We start from the raw sequence: 13,133 nt of genomic DNA on the forward strand, positions 1-13,133 counted from the left end.
AAGGTGGAACCCGGTTAGTCGGTCAGGGGGCGCGACCGCAGTTCGACCAGGGTGGGCGCTGCGTCCACGTCGGCGGTGACCTGCTCGTGGTCCTCGCCGACGGCGATGACGTAGCCGTACCGGTTCATGTACGCCCGGGGCGGGAGGGCCAGCCGGGTGCCGGGGCCGGCGGTCGCGACCGCGCTGTGCACCGTGGACCCGAAGAGGTCGGTTCGGACGACCACTTCGACCGCCTCGCAGTCGCGCTCCGGGTAGAGGAACCTGATGGCTGCGGTCTTCTGCGACTTCGGCGTGGTGTCGGGGGTGAGCCCGGCTGCCACTTGGGCGGCGGCGACGGCGGGATCGGTGCCGGTGGCGAGCATTCCGATGAGGGGGATGAAGTCGCCGCCGAGGCGCGCGTTGATCTCGACGAGGCGCGGCCCCTTGGGGGTGAGCTTGAACTCGGTGTGAGTGGAGCCGTGTTCGAAGCCGAGCGACTTGTGGATGCGGTGCAACTGGTCCAGGAGTTCAGAGTCCTGGAGGAGGGGGTCGGTGGCGTCGACGGTGTGGCCGGTCTCTTCGAAGTACGGGTCCATCCCGACCTGCTTGCGCGCCACGATCATCGGGGTGCACACACCGTCGACGACGACCGCGTCGATGCTGATCTCGGGACCGGTGAGGTACTCCTCGACCAGCACGTCGGCCTCGTAGCGGGGTACTCCGGGCCAGTTGGCGGAGCTGGCCGCTTCGAAGGCCTCTTCGACGGCGTCGCCGTGGTCGGCTCGGACGACACCGAGGCTGCCTGCGAGTCCACGGGCCTTGACCACCACGGGATAGCCGGTCGCATCGGCCGCACGGCGCGCCTCAGCCGCCGTGGAGACCGGGGTGCAGGCCGGCTGCGGCACGTCGGCGGCCGTCAACCGTGCCCGAGTGGTCGCCTTGTCGCGGCAGGCGAGCACCGCTTCGGGTGCGCTCCCGGGCAGGCCGAGCGCTTCAGCGAGGCGCGCGGCAGCGTGCACGAGGGACTCGTCGTAGGTGAAGACCCCTGCGACGGGAATCCGTTGCATGACCTTCTTCGCCTCGGCGAGGAGTTCGTCGAGGTTCTTGGTGTCGAGGAGTGAGGTCCCCTCCACGTAGGGCAGTTGCCAACTCGGCTCGTGGGCGTCGAGGAGCCACAGGCGGAAGTGGCGGGAGACGGCCGCCACGAGGTACTCCCGGTAGCGGCGGTCACCGCTGCCCATGAGAAGCAGGACCGGTGCCTCGGTGGTAGACGAGTGCGGGTGGGGCGTGGCGGCCATGGTGGGAACCTTCGTGTCGACGTGTGGTCGGGGCCGAGGCCGGCCGACGGAGCGGGGCAGCGCCCTGGTCGGCCACGGCGCTGTCGGCCGACGGCCGGAACCTTGCCAGCGTTAAGCGATGTATGTCAATAGATCGATGAATGAATCGAAGGGCCACCCCCTGCCGGACGTCACCGCCACACGCACCCCTGCCCCGATTCGCCCACCTCTGTAGGTGCTTGCGCAAGCTGGTCAGGTTGCCCAGTGGGGGCATTCATGCAGATGAGAACCGTAGAAACCAAGGGCGCCCACACACCTTGCGACTCTTGCGGATTCCGTCGCCAGGGCTGCAGGATGACGCCTTGTCTGCGCGACGCGTGTCGAAATTCGATCGGTAACCATCGATTTTCCAGACGCAGCGGATGACCCCCGGGCGCAACCTGCCCCACGCGGTCGCTGACGTGCTCGAGCCACCTGCACCGGGGTCGTCAGAGCGGCGGGGAGAGAGTAGCCTTCGCGCACGGATCGCGATCCGCAGCCCGCGGGGGCCACGGGCGAGTGGACGTCGAGACGGCGCGGGCGCTCGAAGAAGAAGCGGCCGGGCTCTCAACCGCACGGCCGCCGGGCCACAGAGACTTCGTGCGCCCCGTCGACCAGACCGCCGAAGAACGTGGCCAGATCGACCAGCGCCTCGGGGCGCAGTCGGTAGTAGGTGAAACGCCCGCAGGGCTCGGTCTCCACGACACCCGCTTCCCGGAGAACCCGGAGATGGTTCGACAGGTTCGTCTGCCGCGCGCCCGTCTCCTCGACAAGATGAGTCGTACACAGCGACTCACAGGCAAGCAGGCACACGATGCGAAGCCGTAGTGGGTCAGCCAGGGCCCTCAGCAGTTCCGCGTTCACCGACGTCAGCATGGCTTGATCGTGACACACCGAGCACAACCGGTGTCAACCACCAGATTTCTGAACGCTCTTGTATCGCTGCCCATTTGAGGGGACGTACGTGTCCCGGATGCCCTCTGTCCTGTTCGTCTGCATTCACAACGCCGGCCGGTCCCAGATGGCCGCCGCGTGGCTTCGCCACTTGGCCGGCGACCGGATCGAGGTCCGTTCGGCGGGCTCCGCCCCGGCCTCGTCGGTGAATCCGGCGGCGGTCGAAGCGATGCGCTAAGTCGGCATCGACATGTCCGCGGAGGTCCCCAGGATCCTCACCACGGAAGCCGTCGGCGAGTCGGACGTGTGCGTCACCATGGGCTGTGGGGACACCTGCGAAGTGTTCCCCGGCAAGCGCTACCTCGACTGGAAGCTCGACGACCCGGCCGGGCAAGGGGTGGAGGCGGTCCGCCCCATCCGCGATGCCATCAGGGACCTCGTCGAGAATCTCATCGTGGAGATGGACGCTGCGGCGGCACGTTGAACCAGAACGGTCAGAACGGCGAGCAGTCGACACCTCGGGGGAAGGCATGCTTCCTGAGCCCCTGAAGAGCATCCCAGCGGATCGAGAACCAGGCCCAGGTTCCTCGCTGTTCGCGGCGCAGAAGCCCGGCCGTGGTAAGGATCTTCAGGTGGCGACTCACCGTGGGCTGGGCCAGGTCGAGCGACTCGGTCAGGTCGCAGACGCAGAGTTCTCCGGCCGGCGACTGGTCGATGAGGTGGACGATCTGGAGGCGGGTCTGGTCAGCCATCGCCTTCAACTGGGCGGTCAGCGTCTCGACTTCTACGCGGTCGATCAGCCGCCCCGGAGAGCAGGGCACACAGTGCTCCTCGCTCACGTCCTCGATCGGTATGCCCGCCAACGGAGTTGCCATCCGGACACCATACGAGCCGACAAGATCGCACGGCGAATCCGAGGATCGATATCCGTCAGGCGTTCACCGTTCGTTCACCCGCGCAGCCTCATCACGGAAGGGCCGCGATGGCCCTCGTGGCTTCGCGGGCGGGACGGCCGACGCCGACAAGGGTGGCCGACGCGGGCCCGGTCCAGTCGCCGTACCCGAGCAGATGAAGTCGGGGCTCTCCGAAGGCCTCTGTTCCCCGGGTGGGGATGTGTCCGCGAGGACCGCGAAGCCCGAGCGGGGCGAGGTGGGCGAGAGCGGGACGGAAGCCGGTGCACCAGATGATCGCGTCGGCCTCGGCCCGCGTACCGTCAGCCCACTCGACACCGGTCCCCGTCACACGAGTGAACATCGGTTGCGCCTTGAGGAGGCCCGCATCCCGGGCCTCGCGTACAGGCCGTACGGCGACGATATCGCCGAGCGACGCGACTCCCCCGCCGTCGGTACGGCCTTCGTCGAGGGCACGGCGGCGGGCGGTGGCGTGGTCGAAGAGCGCACGACCGTCGATGTCGTCGGGGAGGAACCGCGCGGGTCGCTGGGTGACCCAGGTGAGGTCGGTGTCGTACGCGAGATCGGCGGCGACCTGCGCTCCGGAGTTCCCGCCTCCGACGACGATGACCCGCATTCCGGCGAACTCGCCGGCGCTGCGGTACTCAACGGTGTGAAGCTGCCGCCCCTGGAAGACGTCGCGGCCTGGGACGGTGGGAAGGAACGGCCGTGACCACGTTCCGGTGGCACTGACGACGGCGCGGGCGCGCCAGGTGCCGGAGTCCGTCTCGACGCGAAGATGTTCGCCGTCTCGGCGGACCGCCTGAACGCGAACGGGCCGGTGGACGGGGAGCTCGTATCGCTGCTCGTAGTCGGTCAGGTAGTCGACGACGTGGGCGGCGTCGGGGTACGTCTCCCCCTGCTGCGGTGGCATGAGGCGACCGGGCAGGGAGGAGTACGCGGCCGGCGAGAAGAGGTGCAGCGAGTCCCACGTGTGCTGCCAGGCCCCGCCCGGCGTGGGCTGGGCGTCCAGGACGGCGAAGTCGAGGCCACCGAGGCGGCGCAGGTGGTATCCGGCGGCGAGTCCCGACTGGCCACCGCCGATCACGACGACGTCGAGTGCCTTGCTCATCTCCTCGGCTTCCCTTCACACGGCCGCGCCTCGCCCCGGCAGAGGGGCGCGGCGCAGAATAGCGACTTGGCGGGGCTAATGCTGGGCAGGGACGAACTTCTTGCGCCAGGCCAACGACACGTACACGAGCGCGACCAGGACCGGGACCTCGATGAGGGGGCCGACGACTCCGGAGAGCGCCTGGCCGGAGGTGACGCCGAAGGTGGCGATGGCGACGGCGATGGCGAGTTCGAAGTTGTTTCCGGCGGCGGTGAAGGCGAGCGTCGCGGTGCGGTCGTAGGTGAGGCCGATGGCCTTGCCGAGCGCGAAGGTGCCGAACCACATGACCGCGAAGTAGACGAGGAGCGGGAGGGCGATCCTCGCGACGTCCAGCGGCTGCGAGGTGATGGTCTTCCCCTGGAGGGCGAAGAGGATGACGATCGTGAAGAGCAGCCCGTAGAGCGCCCACGGTCCGATCTTCGGCAGGAACGTCGTCTCGTACGACTCCCGCCCCATCCGCTTCTCGCCGATGCGGCGGGTCAGGAAGCCGGCGACCAGGGGGACGCCGAGGAAGATGACGACGTTCAGGGCGATCTTCCACATCGAGATGTCGAGCGTCTCGCCCTTTCCGAGGCCCAGCCAGCCGGGCAGCAGGTCGAGGTAGAACCAGCCCAGGACGCCGAAGGCGATGACCTGGAAGACCGAGTTCAGGGCGACGAGGACGGCGGCGGCCTCACGGTCGCCGCAGGCCAGGTCGTTCCAGATGATCACCATGGCGATGCACCGCGCCAGGCCGACAATGATCAGGCCCGTGCGGTACTCGGGCAGGTCCGGCAGGAAGATCCAGGCGAGGGCGAACATGAGTGCCGGGCCGACGATCCAGTTGATGACGAGCGACGAGACCATGAGCTTCCTGTCGCCGGTGACGGCGTCGAGCTTGTCGTACCGGACCTTGGCGAGGACCGGGTACATCATGATCAGCAGGCCGACGGCGATGGGCAGCGAGATGCCGCCGATCTCGACCTTGGCCAGCGCGTCGTTCAGGCCGGGGATCAGCCGCCCGAGCCCGATACCGAGGCCCATGGCGATGAGGATCCAGACGGCGAGGAATCGGTCAAGCGTCGACAGCTTCGCGACGACCGAGGAATCCGCCGCCGGAGCGGGCGCTTGGGTGGGGGTCACGGACAGGCCCTCTTGTTCTCTGCAGCGGTACGGGCGGACTCGGCCAGGTCGGCGAACTGGCCGGCGAGCTGGGCGATGACGTCCGGCTTCAAGCGGTAGTACGTGAAGCGGCCGCAGGGCTCGGTCTCCACCACACCGGCCTCGCGCAGCACGCGCAGATGGTTGGAGAGGTTGGTCTGCTTGGCGCCCGTCTCCTCGACGAGGTGGGTGGTGCAGAGGGTCTCTCGGGCGAGCAGGGTCACGATCTGGAGCCTGAGGGGATCGGCCAGAACCCGGATCAGATCAGTATCGACTGACGTCATCATAGGCTGATACTGTCACATCACCCGCTGCTGATACCAGCCGGGGCTGACCTCTTGCCGGCAAGGAAGAACCGATGACCACCGCTCCGCTCGCCTCCGTGCTCTTCGTCTGCGTCCACAACGCCGGCCGCTCCCAGATGGCCGCAGGGTTCCTCAACCACCTGGCCGGCGACCGCATCGAGGTCCGCTCCGCCGGTTCGATCCCGGGCGACCAGGTCAACCCGGCCGCCGTCGAGGCCATGGCCGAGGCCGGCGTCGACATCTCCCGCCAGAAGCCGAAGGTGCTGACCACCGAGGCCGTCCAGGCATCCGACTACGTCATCACCATGGGCTGCGGAGACGCCTGCCCGATCTTCCCCGGCAAGAAGTACCTCGACTGGGCCCTGGAGGACCCGGCCGGCCAGGGTGTCGAGGCCGTCCGCCCCATCCGTGACGAGATCAAGATGCTGATCGAGGGCCTCATCGCCGAGATCGACGCGAAGCAGGAGGCGTGACCTCAGTGACCGGCCCGACCACGGCCACCGGTGACGACGTCCGTGAGGTCATCGTCATAGGCTCCGGACCCGCTGGATACACCGCCGCCCTCTACACCGCCCGAGCCCAGCTCAAGCCCCTGCTCTTCGGCAGTTCGATCTTCGTCGGCGGCTCCCTGACCACGACGACAGAGGTCGAGAACTTCCCCGGCTTCCCCACCGGCATCGAAGGCCCCGACCTCATGGGCAACATGCGGGCCCAGGCCGAGCGCTTCGGCGCCGAGATGATCGACGACGACATCGTCTCCGTCGACCTGACCGGCGACACTAAAGAAGTCACCGACAGCGAGGGCACTGTCCACCGCGCCAAGGCCGTGATCATCGCGACCGGCTCCGGCTACCGCAAGCTCGGCCTGCCGAACGAGGACGAGCTCTCGGGCCGCGGCGTCTCGTGGTGCGCCACCTGCGACGGCTTCTTCTTCCGCGACCGCGACATCGTCGTGGTCGGCGGCGGGGACACCGCCATGGAGGAGGCCACCTTCCTCACCCGCTTCGCCCGTTCCGTCACCGTCGTCCACCGGCGCTCGACCCTGCGCGCCTCCCAGGTCATGCAGAACCGGGCCTTCGCGGACGACAAGATCTCCTTCGCCTTCGACAGCGAGATCGCCGAGATCAGGTCAGAGAACGGCATGCTCGCCGGCGTCGTCCTGCGCGACACCTTCACCGGCAAGACCCGCGCCCTCGACGCCACCGGACTCTTCATCGCCATCGGCCACGACCCGCGCACCGAACTCTTCACCGGCCAGATCGACCTCGACGACGAGGGCTACATCACGGTGGAGTCGCCCTCCACCCACACGAACCTGCCCGGGGTCTTCGCCGCTGGTGACGTCGTCGACCACACCTACCGGCAGGCGATCACCGCGGCAGGCTCCGGCTGCCAGGCCGCACTCGACGCGGAGCGATACCTCGCCGCCCTTGCCGACAGGAGCAAGGCCGCGGCGAGCGTCGCCGCCACAGCCTGAGGCCACACCGCGGCCGAGCTGTGGACCTCCCATGAACACCAGCCCCTGCCCGTCACGTTGGCGGACCTGACGGGCAGGAGCTGGCCCTCTCCCTGGTCGGCATGGTGAGTCGTACTCCGGCCGGTCTTCCCGCCTGCTCCACGGCCACGGGCAAGCACAAGGAGCCGGCAACGAGACTCGTTGCCGGCTGATCTGCTCTCACGACAGCGACCGAGGGGCCTTCAGCTGGATCCCGGCTCCGGGCAGGAGTGGACCGGGGCGCCGATAAGGATGTCGGCAGCGCTGGGAAACTCGGTCATGCAGCGGGGGTTGATGGCGTACCGGATGCTGGCACCGGCACGGCGCCGGGTCAGGAAGCGGACGGTGTGGAGGATTTTCAGGTGGTGCGAGACGGTCGACTGGTTGAGTCGAAGATGGTCGACGATCTCGCCCACCGGCACGGGCTCCGGCCGACCGCTCAGGAACCGCATGATGCGGATGCGCGTCGGGTCTGCCAGGGCTCGGAACCAGCGGGCGTACTCCTCGACGGTCTCCCGGTCGAGCGACGTTTCGGACATGGGCATCCTTAACGGACCACGAGGAGAACGCCCCGCCGGTCTGCGGCGCGCCGCAGACCGGCCGTGCAATCAAGAGCTGTCGGCTGTTGCGCGCGCCGGGATCGGCACACGGCGAGCACGAGGGTGCACCACGTGGCCAGGTGTCCGCGGCCCGAGCTTCGGCTCCGGCCACGGACACCTGGCCGTGACGACGTGGTCAGCAGCAGGTGCCGCCGGGCTCGCACTCCTGCACGCCGGCAGTGCTGTCGACCGGCTTGTGGGCGCGGATGATCGCGGCGTGGAGGCCGTCGGCCGCCTCCTGGGTGAAGACGACCTCCGCGTCCTTCAGGCCGACCGCGTCAAGGAGTTCCTTGTACTCGGCGACCGAGAGAGCACCGGCGATGCACTGGCTGTGCCCGCCGCGTTCGGCTCGCTCCGCGGGGCTGAGCCGGTCCTCGGCGACGACATCGCTGATGCCGAGGCGGCCGCCGGGGGTGAGGACGCGCGCCATCTCGGCGAAGACGGCGGGCTTGTTCAGCGACAGGTTGATCACGCAGTTGGAGATGATCACGTCGACGGTGGCGGCGGGCAGCGGGATGGACTCGATCGTTCCCTTGAGGAGGACTACGTTGTCGATCTCGGCGTCGGCGACGTTGCGGGCGGCGAGGGCGAGCATCTCCTCCAGGAAGTCCAGGCCGAAGACGCGGCCGTCGGGGCCGACGCGCCGGGCGCTGAGGATGACGTCCAGGCCGCCGCCGGACCCGAGGTCCAGGACCGTCTCGCCCTCGCGCAGTTCGGCGACGGCGCTCGGGTTGCCGCAGCCGAGGCTGGCGAGGAGGGCGGCGTCCGGGGCGGTGCCGGGGCCGATCTCGTCGTACGCGGCGGGGCCGAAGGTCTGCGGGTCGGGCGAGCAGCAGGCGCCGCTCGTCTCGGCTTCGGCGGCCTTGGCCCGGTAGTACTCCCGGACCTCGTCCTGCAGGCTGCCGGCGGTGGTGGTGTCGCTCATGACGGGTGGTCCTTCTCGGTCAGGTGCCGGCGGGGGCGAGGCGGTGCACGGGGCGCGGATAGGAGGGCTTGAACGACACCGGGGTGGTCGCCGAGGAGGTGACGGCGGTGGCCAGGTCGGCGGCCTTGACGGCCTCGGTGACGGCCGCGTCCAGGGCGTCGGGCTCGCAGGCGACCCGGGCGTTGACGACGGCCCGCCCGGCCGCCGCGTGTGCGTCGGCTGCGCGGTCGAGAGTGGGCTGCGCGCCGGACTCGGTGAGGCTGAGTTTGGCGAAGTCGCCGTCGGCCGTCTCCACGGTGATCTTGGCGTGGCCGATCACGGCGTCGTGCTCCGCGGCCCAGACGGACAGCTCCTGAAGGACGGTTCGGGCCCACGCGGTCGCGTCGAAACCGTCCCCGGCGGCCGTGAGGTCGAGCTCTTGGTTCATCCAGGCGAGCTGGGCCTCGGCGGCCGCGTAGCGGTCGTAGTCGATGTCGAGGACGACGTCCTCGTTCGTGGCCGGCGCCTGCCACGCGTCGAGCAGCGTGTCCAGGTGGGCGCCCGTGGTGGCCGAGTAACCGACGACGGTCGCCTTCGGGTTGCTCGTACGGAGCGAGGCGATGAGTTCCTCGGCCCGGTCCGGCTTGATGGTGTCCAGCTTGTTCACGGCGATGACGTCGGCCTCGGTGACCTGCTGGCGGAAGAGGTACGACAGGTCCGACTCCGGCTCACCCCGCTCGGCGGCGCGGGCGAACGCCAGGTGCCGCAGCGGGTCGACCACGGTGGTCAGCGGGGCGACGACCATGTCGTCGCCGTAGTACTGGCGCAACGGTCGTACGACGGTGGCCTGGAGGTCCGTGCAGCTGCCGACGGCCTCAGCGATCACGGTGTCGACGCTGTCGGAGGCGACCAGCGCGACGATGGCCTCGACGAGGTCCTCGAACTTGCAGCAGAAACAGCCACCGGTGACCTCGGCGACACTGTCCAGCTTGCTGCGCACCAGCTTGGTGTCGACCAGTTCGACGCCCTGGTCGTTGGTGATGACGGCGACCTTGCGGCCCTGCTCCTGGAGCGCGAGGGCGGCGGCGGTCATGGTCGTGGTCTTGCCCGCCCCGAGGAATCCGGTCAGGGGGATGAAGGTGATCATGTGGTCCTTCTCGTCCTTGTCGTGGAGCCGGGCGGGGTCAGCCGCAGCAGCCGTCGCCGGCGCCGCCCAGCAGGGGCAGGTTCGCGGGCTGGGCCGGGGCGGGGGACGCGGCGCCGAACGCGACGCGCCTGCTGTTGCCGAAGGCGTCGAGCCAGGCGCTCGCCTGCGGCCGCAGCGCCGGGTCGGAGAGCAGCATCGACGTACGGACTTCGCGCGGGGTGCAGCCGCGCAGGGCCTTCGCCTGGTGGGCTCCGGCGCCGAACTCGACGGTGCGCAGACCCTCGGCGTAGGCGTCCCGGACGGGCGCGTCCAGGACGAGGGCGAAGTAGATGCCGCTGCGCTCGCCGATCGCGGCGTAGTCGAACCCGGCCCACTTCGGGAAGAGGCGGTGGTTCTTGCGGATGGTGACGCACGTGGCGACCAGCGCGCCGTCCTTGTAGCCGAGGTAGGCGCGGACGTCCGCGCCCTCGTCGATGAGCGCGGAGAGGATGCCGATGATGTGCTCGGGCTCCTCACCGGCGCCGTTCTTCTCCCGGTTGAGACAGGTGAGTTCGGCGATGCGGGCGACGTAGGGGCGGATGTCGGGGCCGTCGACGCGCTCGATCGTCACACCGGCGGCCTCGGCGCGGCGGACGTCGCCCTTGATGCGCTGACGCTTCTTCAGCGGCAGGGCGGCGAGGTGTCCTTCCCAGTTCGGCGCGTCGAGGCTCATGAAGTCCTCGTAGCCCCAGAAAGTGGTGGACGCGCCGGCGGCGTCGAGCGCGTCGACGAGGGCGTCGTTGCCGCGTCGGCTGGGGATCCAGGGGGCGACGATGCAGCGGATGCCCGCCTCGAACGCGGCGGGCACGAGCTTCTCGACGATGGACCCCATCAGGGTGGGGGTCCAGAAGTTGTAGGCGACCTCGGTGCGGTAGCCCAGCGGGGAGCCGAGCAGGAGCGTCGGGAAGAAGGGCTCGGTTCCCAGGGCGTCGACCTCGGCGCTGCGCGCGGCGTCGGTCTCGGCGCCGCAGCACACCTCTTCACCGGAGGGCGCCTGCCATCCGAGGTAGGTGCGCGGCTCGTGGTCGACGACCGGCGGGGCGGTGAGGATGTAGCCGGGCAGCAGGGCCAGCTCGCCACGGGCACGGTGAGCGAGGGTGTGCCAGGGCTGGACGTCGGGGAGTACCTTCTCCGTGGCGCGGAGCCAGGTGGGTCCGAGGTACGGCCACGAGTCGGTGAGACCGTCGAGCTCGCCGGTCCAGTCCATGTCCGGGAGGGCCTGGCCGGTGGAGATGACGACGCGGGGTGATCCACCCATGTCAGTGTCCTTTTCTTGTGAGCGGGTGGGTCAGCACTTCACGCAGCAGCGGATCTTGCCCGCGTCCTCGGCGTCGGTGCGGCGCTCCTGCCAGAGCTCCTCGACGCGCTTGTCGGGGTGGGTCCACTCCACCCAGAAGCCGCGGTCGACGGTGGCGATGTCCTCCATCCAGGGCGAGGAGAGCAGCGGGGAGCCCTTGAACAGCAGCAGTCGGGTCTGCAGGGCGGTGGGGTCGGTGACGCGGGCGAGGCCCGTCTCGACCAGCCAGTCCTCGAAGCCGAGGAGCTCCTCGTACTCAATCCACGGGGTGAACGGGATGAACGTCGGGTAGAGCTCGAAGCCGATCCGCTCGGCCTCGTCGACCGCCTCGCGCATGTGGTCGACGTCGATGTGCTTGTCGAAGATGCGCAGGATGCGGTTGGAGGGGAACTCGAGGGCGCAGGTGACGCGGCGCAGCCCGAGCGAGACGAGCTTCTCCAGTTCCTTGGTGTAGTCGAGGACGTGGTCGACGCGGGTGGTGAACTCGAACGTGATGGGGCCGATGGCCTCGACGAGTCGCTCGACCACACCGATGCCGATGGTGCGGGAGTTGAAGAACTCGGCGTCGATGAAGCAGAAGTGTCGGACGCCCTCCTCCGCCAGCTGCAGTGCGTCGGCCAGGACGCTGTCGGCGTCGTAGGCGGCGACGCCGCCGTCGTACGCGCCGTAGACGGAGCAGTACGTGCACTTGTGGTGGCAGCCGCGGGACGCCTCGATGTTGCCCATCAGGCCGAACGGCGAGTGATGCGCCGGGTAGTGCACGAGGGAGGGGAAGAGGTCCCGGGCGGGCTTGGTGACCGAGATGCGCCGGCGCGGGGGCTTGGGCCGCATGCCCGTGCGGGTCATCAGGGCGGGCACCCCGTCGAGAGCGATGGTGCCGGCGGCGAGCTGGGCCAGCTCCTCACTGATGAGTTCGGGCTCCTCCATGATGATGCCGTCGGCGACCTCGAGGAACTCCCGGTGGTTCATCTGCGCGTACTGGCCGAAGGTCACGACCGTGGTGCCGTACGCCTCCGAGACCCTGCGCGCCAGGGCGATTCCCCGCTCGAGACCCTCGAACTGCTGGACCGAGACGAGCGTGAGGTCGAAGGGGCCTTCCGGAATGGCGTCGGGAAGCAGGTGCGCGTCCCAGCCGACGACGTCGGCGCCGTGCTGCTGTAGAGCGGCGGCCGCACACGCGGACGTCAAGGGCTGGAGCTCCGCTTCGAACGCGGAGGCAACCAGAACACGGGGACTACTCACACTTCCCCCCAGGGAGTGATCAAGGAGCGTGACGGATCGAGTTGGGGCCGGGTCAGAGCCCAGGTCGGTAGCGACGCTGTCGACCGACGGCCGGAACCCTGCCAGCGTTGAGCGATGTATGTCAATAGATCGATGAATGACTGAAGACCATCTCCCCGACCCTCCGTTGCCACAGAGCACCGCTGCCCCGATACGCCCTCGTCTGTAGCTGGTTGCGAAGAGAGGTCACGCGCTTGAATCCGGTTGTTCACACAGCTTGAAGCTGTGTGGAGCGAGGCTGTCCACCAGCGACCCATGCGCCTTCGGAATTCGTGGCCGACCTCCGGCAGTGCACCCGCCGACCTGGCGTGTGACTCAAATTCAATCGCTGATCATCGATGATTTCGCCCCTCAAGTTCTCGCCAGGGCGACTCCGAGGCGGTAGCGTTCGCCCACGGCATCGCGGTCCGCACCCGGGGTCAGCGGGTGAACGGGTACCGATGCTTCGATGCTTCAGCCCTGTCAATGGGGAGTGGGCCGAGCATCATCGCTCAGCTCGCAAGCGCCCTACGGCAGCTCAAGGGTCCTGAGCGGGTTCAACGGGGAACGCGGTAAGGATCGCAAGGACATCTCGGCTGCGTGTCGCCGGCAGCCATCACCCGCACCCTCGGTGTCCCACGCCGCGCCCGCGGAGCGCCTGCAGGCTCGCCAGGTGTCCGCCCCCTCGTCCACGCGG

13 protein-coding genes and 1 pseudogene are annotated in these 13,133 nt (G+C 68.9%); 3 read left to right on the forward strand and 11 right to left on the reverse strand.

From position 1 onward, the window contains the following. Positions 1-14: 14 nt before the first annotated feature. On the reverse strand, positions 15-1,277 hold the full coding sequence (locus ACRRSS_RS22275; RefSeq protein WP_435972887.1) for an ATP-grasp domain-containing protein: 1,263 nt from the start codon (positions 1,275-1,277) through the stop codon (positions 15-17). A 585-nt stretch (positions 1,278-1,862) separates the two neighbouring features. Next, positions 1,863-2,171 (reverse strand): ArsR/SmtB family transcription factor, encoded by a 309-nt coding sequence (locus ACRRSS_RS22280; protein WP_435972888.1) that lies wholly within the window; start codon positions 2,169-2,171, stop codon positions 1,863-1,865. Positions 2,172-2,259: 88 nt separating this feature from the next. Between ACRRSS_RS22280 and ACRRSS_RS22285 the strand changes: the two are divergent. After that, positions 2,260-2,673, forward strand: a pseudogene (locus ACRRSS_RS22285) (arsenate reductase ArsC). A 10-nt stretch (positions 2,674-2,683) separates the two neighbouring features. Here ACRRSS_RS22285 and ACRRSS_RS22290 read toward each other — a convergent pair. The 4 genes from ACRRSS_RS22290 to ACRRSS_RS22305 all read right to left on the reverse strand — a co-directional run bounded on the left by ACRRSS_RS22290 (position 2,684) and on the right by ACRRSS_RS22305 (position 5,677). Beyond that, positions 2,684-3,064, reverse strand: coding sequence for an ArsR/SmtB family transcription factor (locus tag ACRRSS_RS22290; protein WP_435972889.1), 381 nt, complete (start codon positions 3,062-3,064; stop codon positions 2,684-2,686). 91 nt (positions 3,065-3,155) lie between these two features. After that, entirely contained in the window at positions 3,156-4,211 is a 1,056-nt protein-coding gene (locus tag ACRRSS_RS22295) for an ArsO family NAD(P)H-dependent flavin-containing monooxygenase (RefSeq protein WP_435972890.1), read from the reverse strand. A 75-nt stretch (positions 4,212-4,286) separates the two neighbouring features. Further along, positions 4,287-5,372 (reverse strand): ACR3 family arsenite efflux transporter, encoded by a 1,086-nt coding sequence (arsB, locus tag ACRRSS_RS22300; RefSeq protein ID WP_435972891.1) that lies wholly within the window; start codon positions 5,370-5,372, stop codon positions 4,287-4,289. After that, positions 5,369-5,677, reverse strand: a complete 309-nt coding sequence (locus ACRRSS_RS22305) for an ArsR/SmtB family transcription factor (protein ID WP_187620930.1) — start codon at positions 5,675-5,677, stop codon at positions 5,369-5,371. Before ACRRSS_RS22305 ends, arsB begins: the two co-directional genes overlap by 4 nt. A 71-nt stretch (positions 5,678-5,748) precedes the next feature. Here ACRRSS_RS22305 and ACRRSS_RS22310 point away from each other — a divergent pair, with 71 nt between their 5' ends. Continuing rightward, positions 5,749-6,168: an arsenate reductase ArsC gene (locus ACRRSS_RS22310; RefSeq protein WP_435972892.1), complete on the forward strand. Its 420-nt coding sequence runs from the start codon at positions 5,749-5,751 to the stop codon at positions 6,166-6,168. Between the two features lie 5 nt (positions 6,169-6,173). Beyond that, complete coding sequence (gene trxB / locus ACRRSS_RS22315) at positions 6,174-7,172, forward strand: thioredoxin-disulfide reductase (protein ID WP_435975396.1); 999 nt, start codon at positions 6,174-6,176, stop codon at positions 7,170-7,172. A 221-nt stretch (positions 7,173-7,393) separates the two neighbouring features. Here the strand turns inward: trxB and ACRRSS_RS22320 are convergent, their stop codons facing one another. The 5 genes from ACRRSS_RS22320 to arsL all read right to left on the reverse strand — a co-directional run bounded on the left by ACRRSS_RS22320 (position 7,394) and on the right by arsL (position 12,418). Next, the gene (locus ACRRSS_RS22320; RefSeq protein WP_435972893.1) at positions 7,394-7,729 is read right to left on the reverse strand and encodes an ArsR/SmtB family transcription factor; all 336 of its coding nucleotides are present in this window, start codon (positions 7,727-7,729) and stop codon (positions 7,394-7,396) included. Between the two features lie 196 nt (positions 7,730-7,925). Continuing rightward, complete coding sequence (locus ACRRSS_RS22325) at positions 7,926-8,714, reverse strand: methyltransferase domain-containing protein (protein ID WP_435972894.1); 789 nt, start codon at positions 8,712-8,714, stop codon at positions 7,926-7,928. Between the two features lie 19 nt (positions 8,715-8,733). Beyond that, positions 8,734-9,840, reverse strand: coding sequence for a GTP-binding protein (locus ACRRSS_RS22330; protein ID WP_435972895.1), 1,107 nt, complete (start codon positions 9,838-9,840; stop codon positions 8,734-8,736). Positions 9,841-9,877: 37 nt separating this feature from the next. After that, on the reverse strand, positions 9,878-11,137 hold the full coding sequence (locus ACRRSS_RS22335) for a GNAT family N-acetyltransferase (RefSeq protein ID WP_435972896.1): 1,260 nt from the start codon (positions 11,135-11,137) through the stop codon (positions 9,878-9,880). Between the two features lie 30 nt (positions 11,138-11,167). Continuing rightward, on the reverse strand, positions 11,168-12,418 hold the full coding sequence (arsL, locus tag ACRRSS_RS22340; protein WP_435972897.1) for an arsinothricin biosynthesis radical SAM protein ArsL: 1,251 nt from the start codon (positions 12,416-12,418) through the stop codon (positions 11,168-11,170). Positions 12,419-13,133: the final 715 nt, after the last annotated feature.

The organism is Streptomyces sp. Qhu_M48, assembly GCF_051305195.1.
GTDB lineage: Bacteria > Actinomycetota > Actinomycetes > Streptomycetales > Streptomycetaceae > Streptomyces.

Bases quoted from the DNA above. Each gene is read 5' to 3' on its own strand.
- ACRRSS_RS22280 (WP_435972888.1), bottom strand. From the start codon at position 2,171: ATGCTGACGTCGGTGAACGCGGAACTGCTGAGGGCCCTGGCTGACCCA.
- ACRRSS_RS22325 (WP_435972894.1), bottom strand. From the start codon at position 8,714: ATGAGCGACACCACCACCGCCGGCAGCCTGCAGGACGAGGTCCGGGAG.
- ACRRSS_RS22295 (WP_435972890.1), bottom strand. From the start codon at position 4,211: ATGAGCAAGGCACTCGACGTCGTCGTGATCGGCGGTGGCCAGTCGGGA.
- ACRRSS_RS22275 (WP_435972887.1), bottom strand. From the start codon at position 1,277: ATGGCCGCCACGCCCCACCCGCACTCGTCTACCACCGAGGCACCGGTC.
- ACRRSS_RS22305 (WP_187620930.1), bottom strand. From the start codon at position 5,677: ATGATGACGTCAGTCGATACTGATCTGATCCGGGTTCTGGCCGATCCC.
- ACRRSS_RS22320 (WP_435972893.1), bottom strand. From the start codon at position 7,729: ATGTCCGAAACGTCGCTCGACCGGGAGACCGTCGAGGAGTACGCCCGC.
- ACRRSS_RS22330 (WP_435972895.1), bottom strand. From the start codon at position 9,840: ATGATCACCTTCATCCCCCTGACCGGATTCCTCGGGGCGGGCAAGACC.
- ACRRSS_RS22335 (WP_435972896.1), bottom strand. From the start codon at position 11,137: ATGGGTGGATCACCCCGCGTCGTCATCTCCACCGGCCAGGCCCTCCCG.
- ACRRSS_RS22310 (WP_435972892.1), top strand. From the start codon at position 5,749: ATGACCACCGCTCCGCTCGCCTCCGTGCTCTTCGTCTGCGTCCACAAC.
- ACRRSS_RS22290 (WP_435972889.1), bottom strand. From the start codon at position 3,064: ATGGCAACTCCGTTGGCGGGCATACCGATCGAGGACGTGAGCGAGGAG.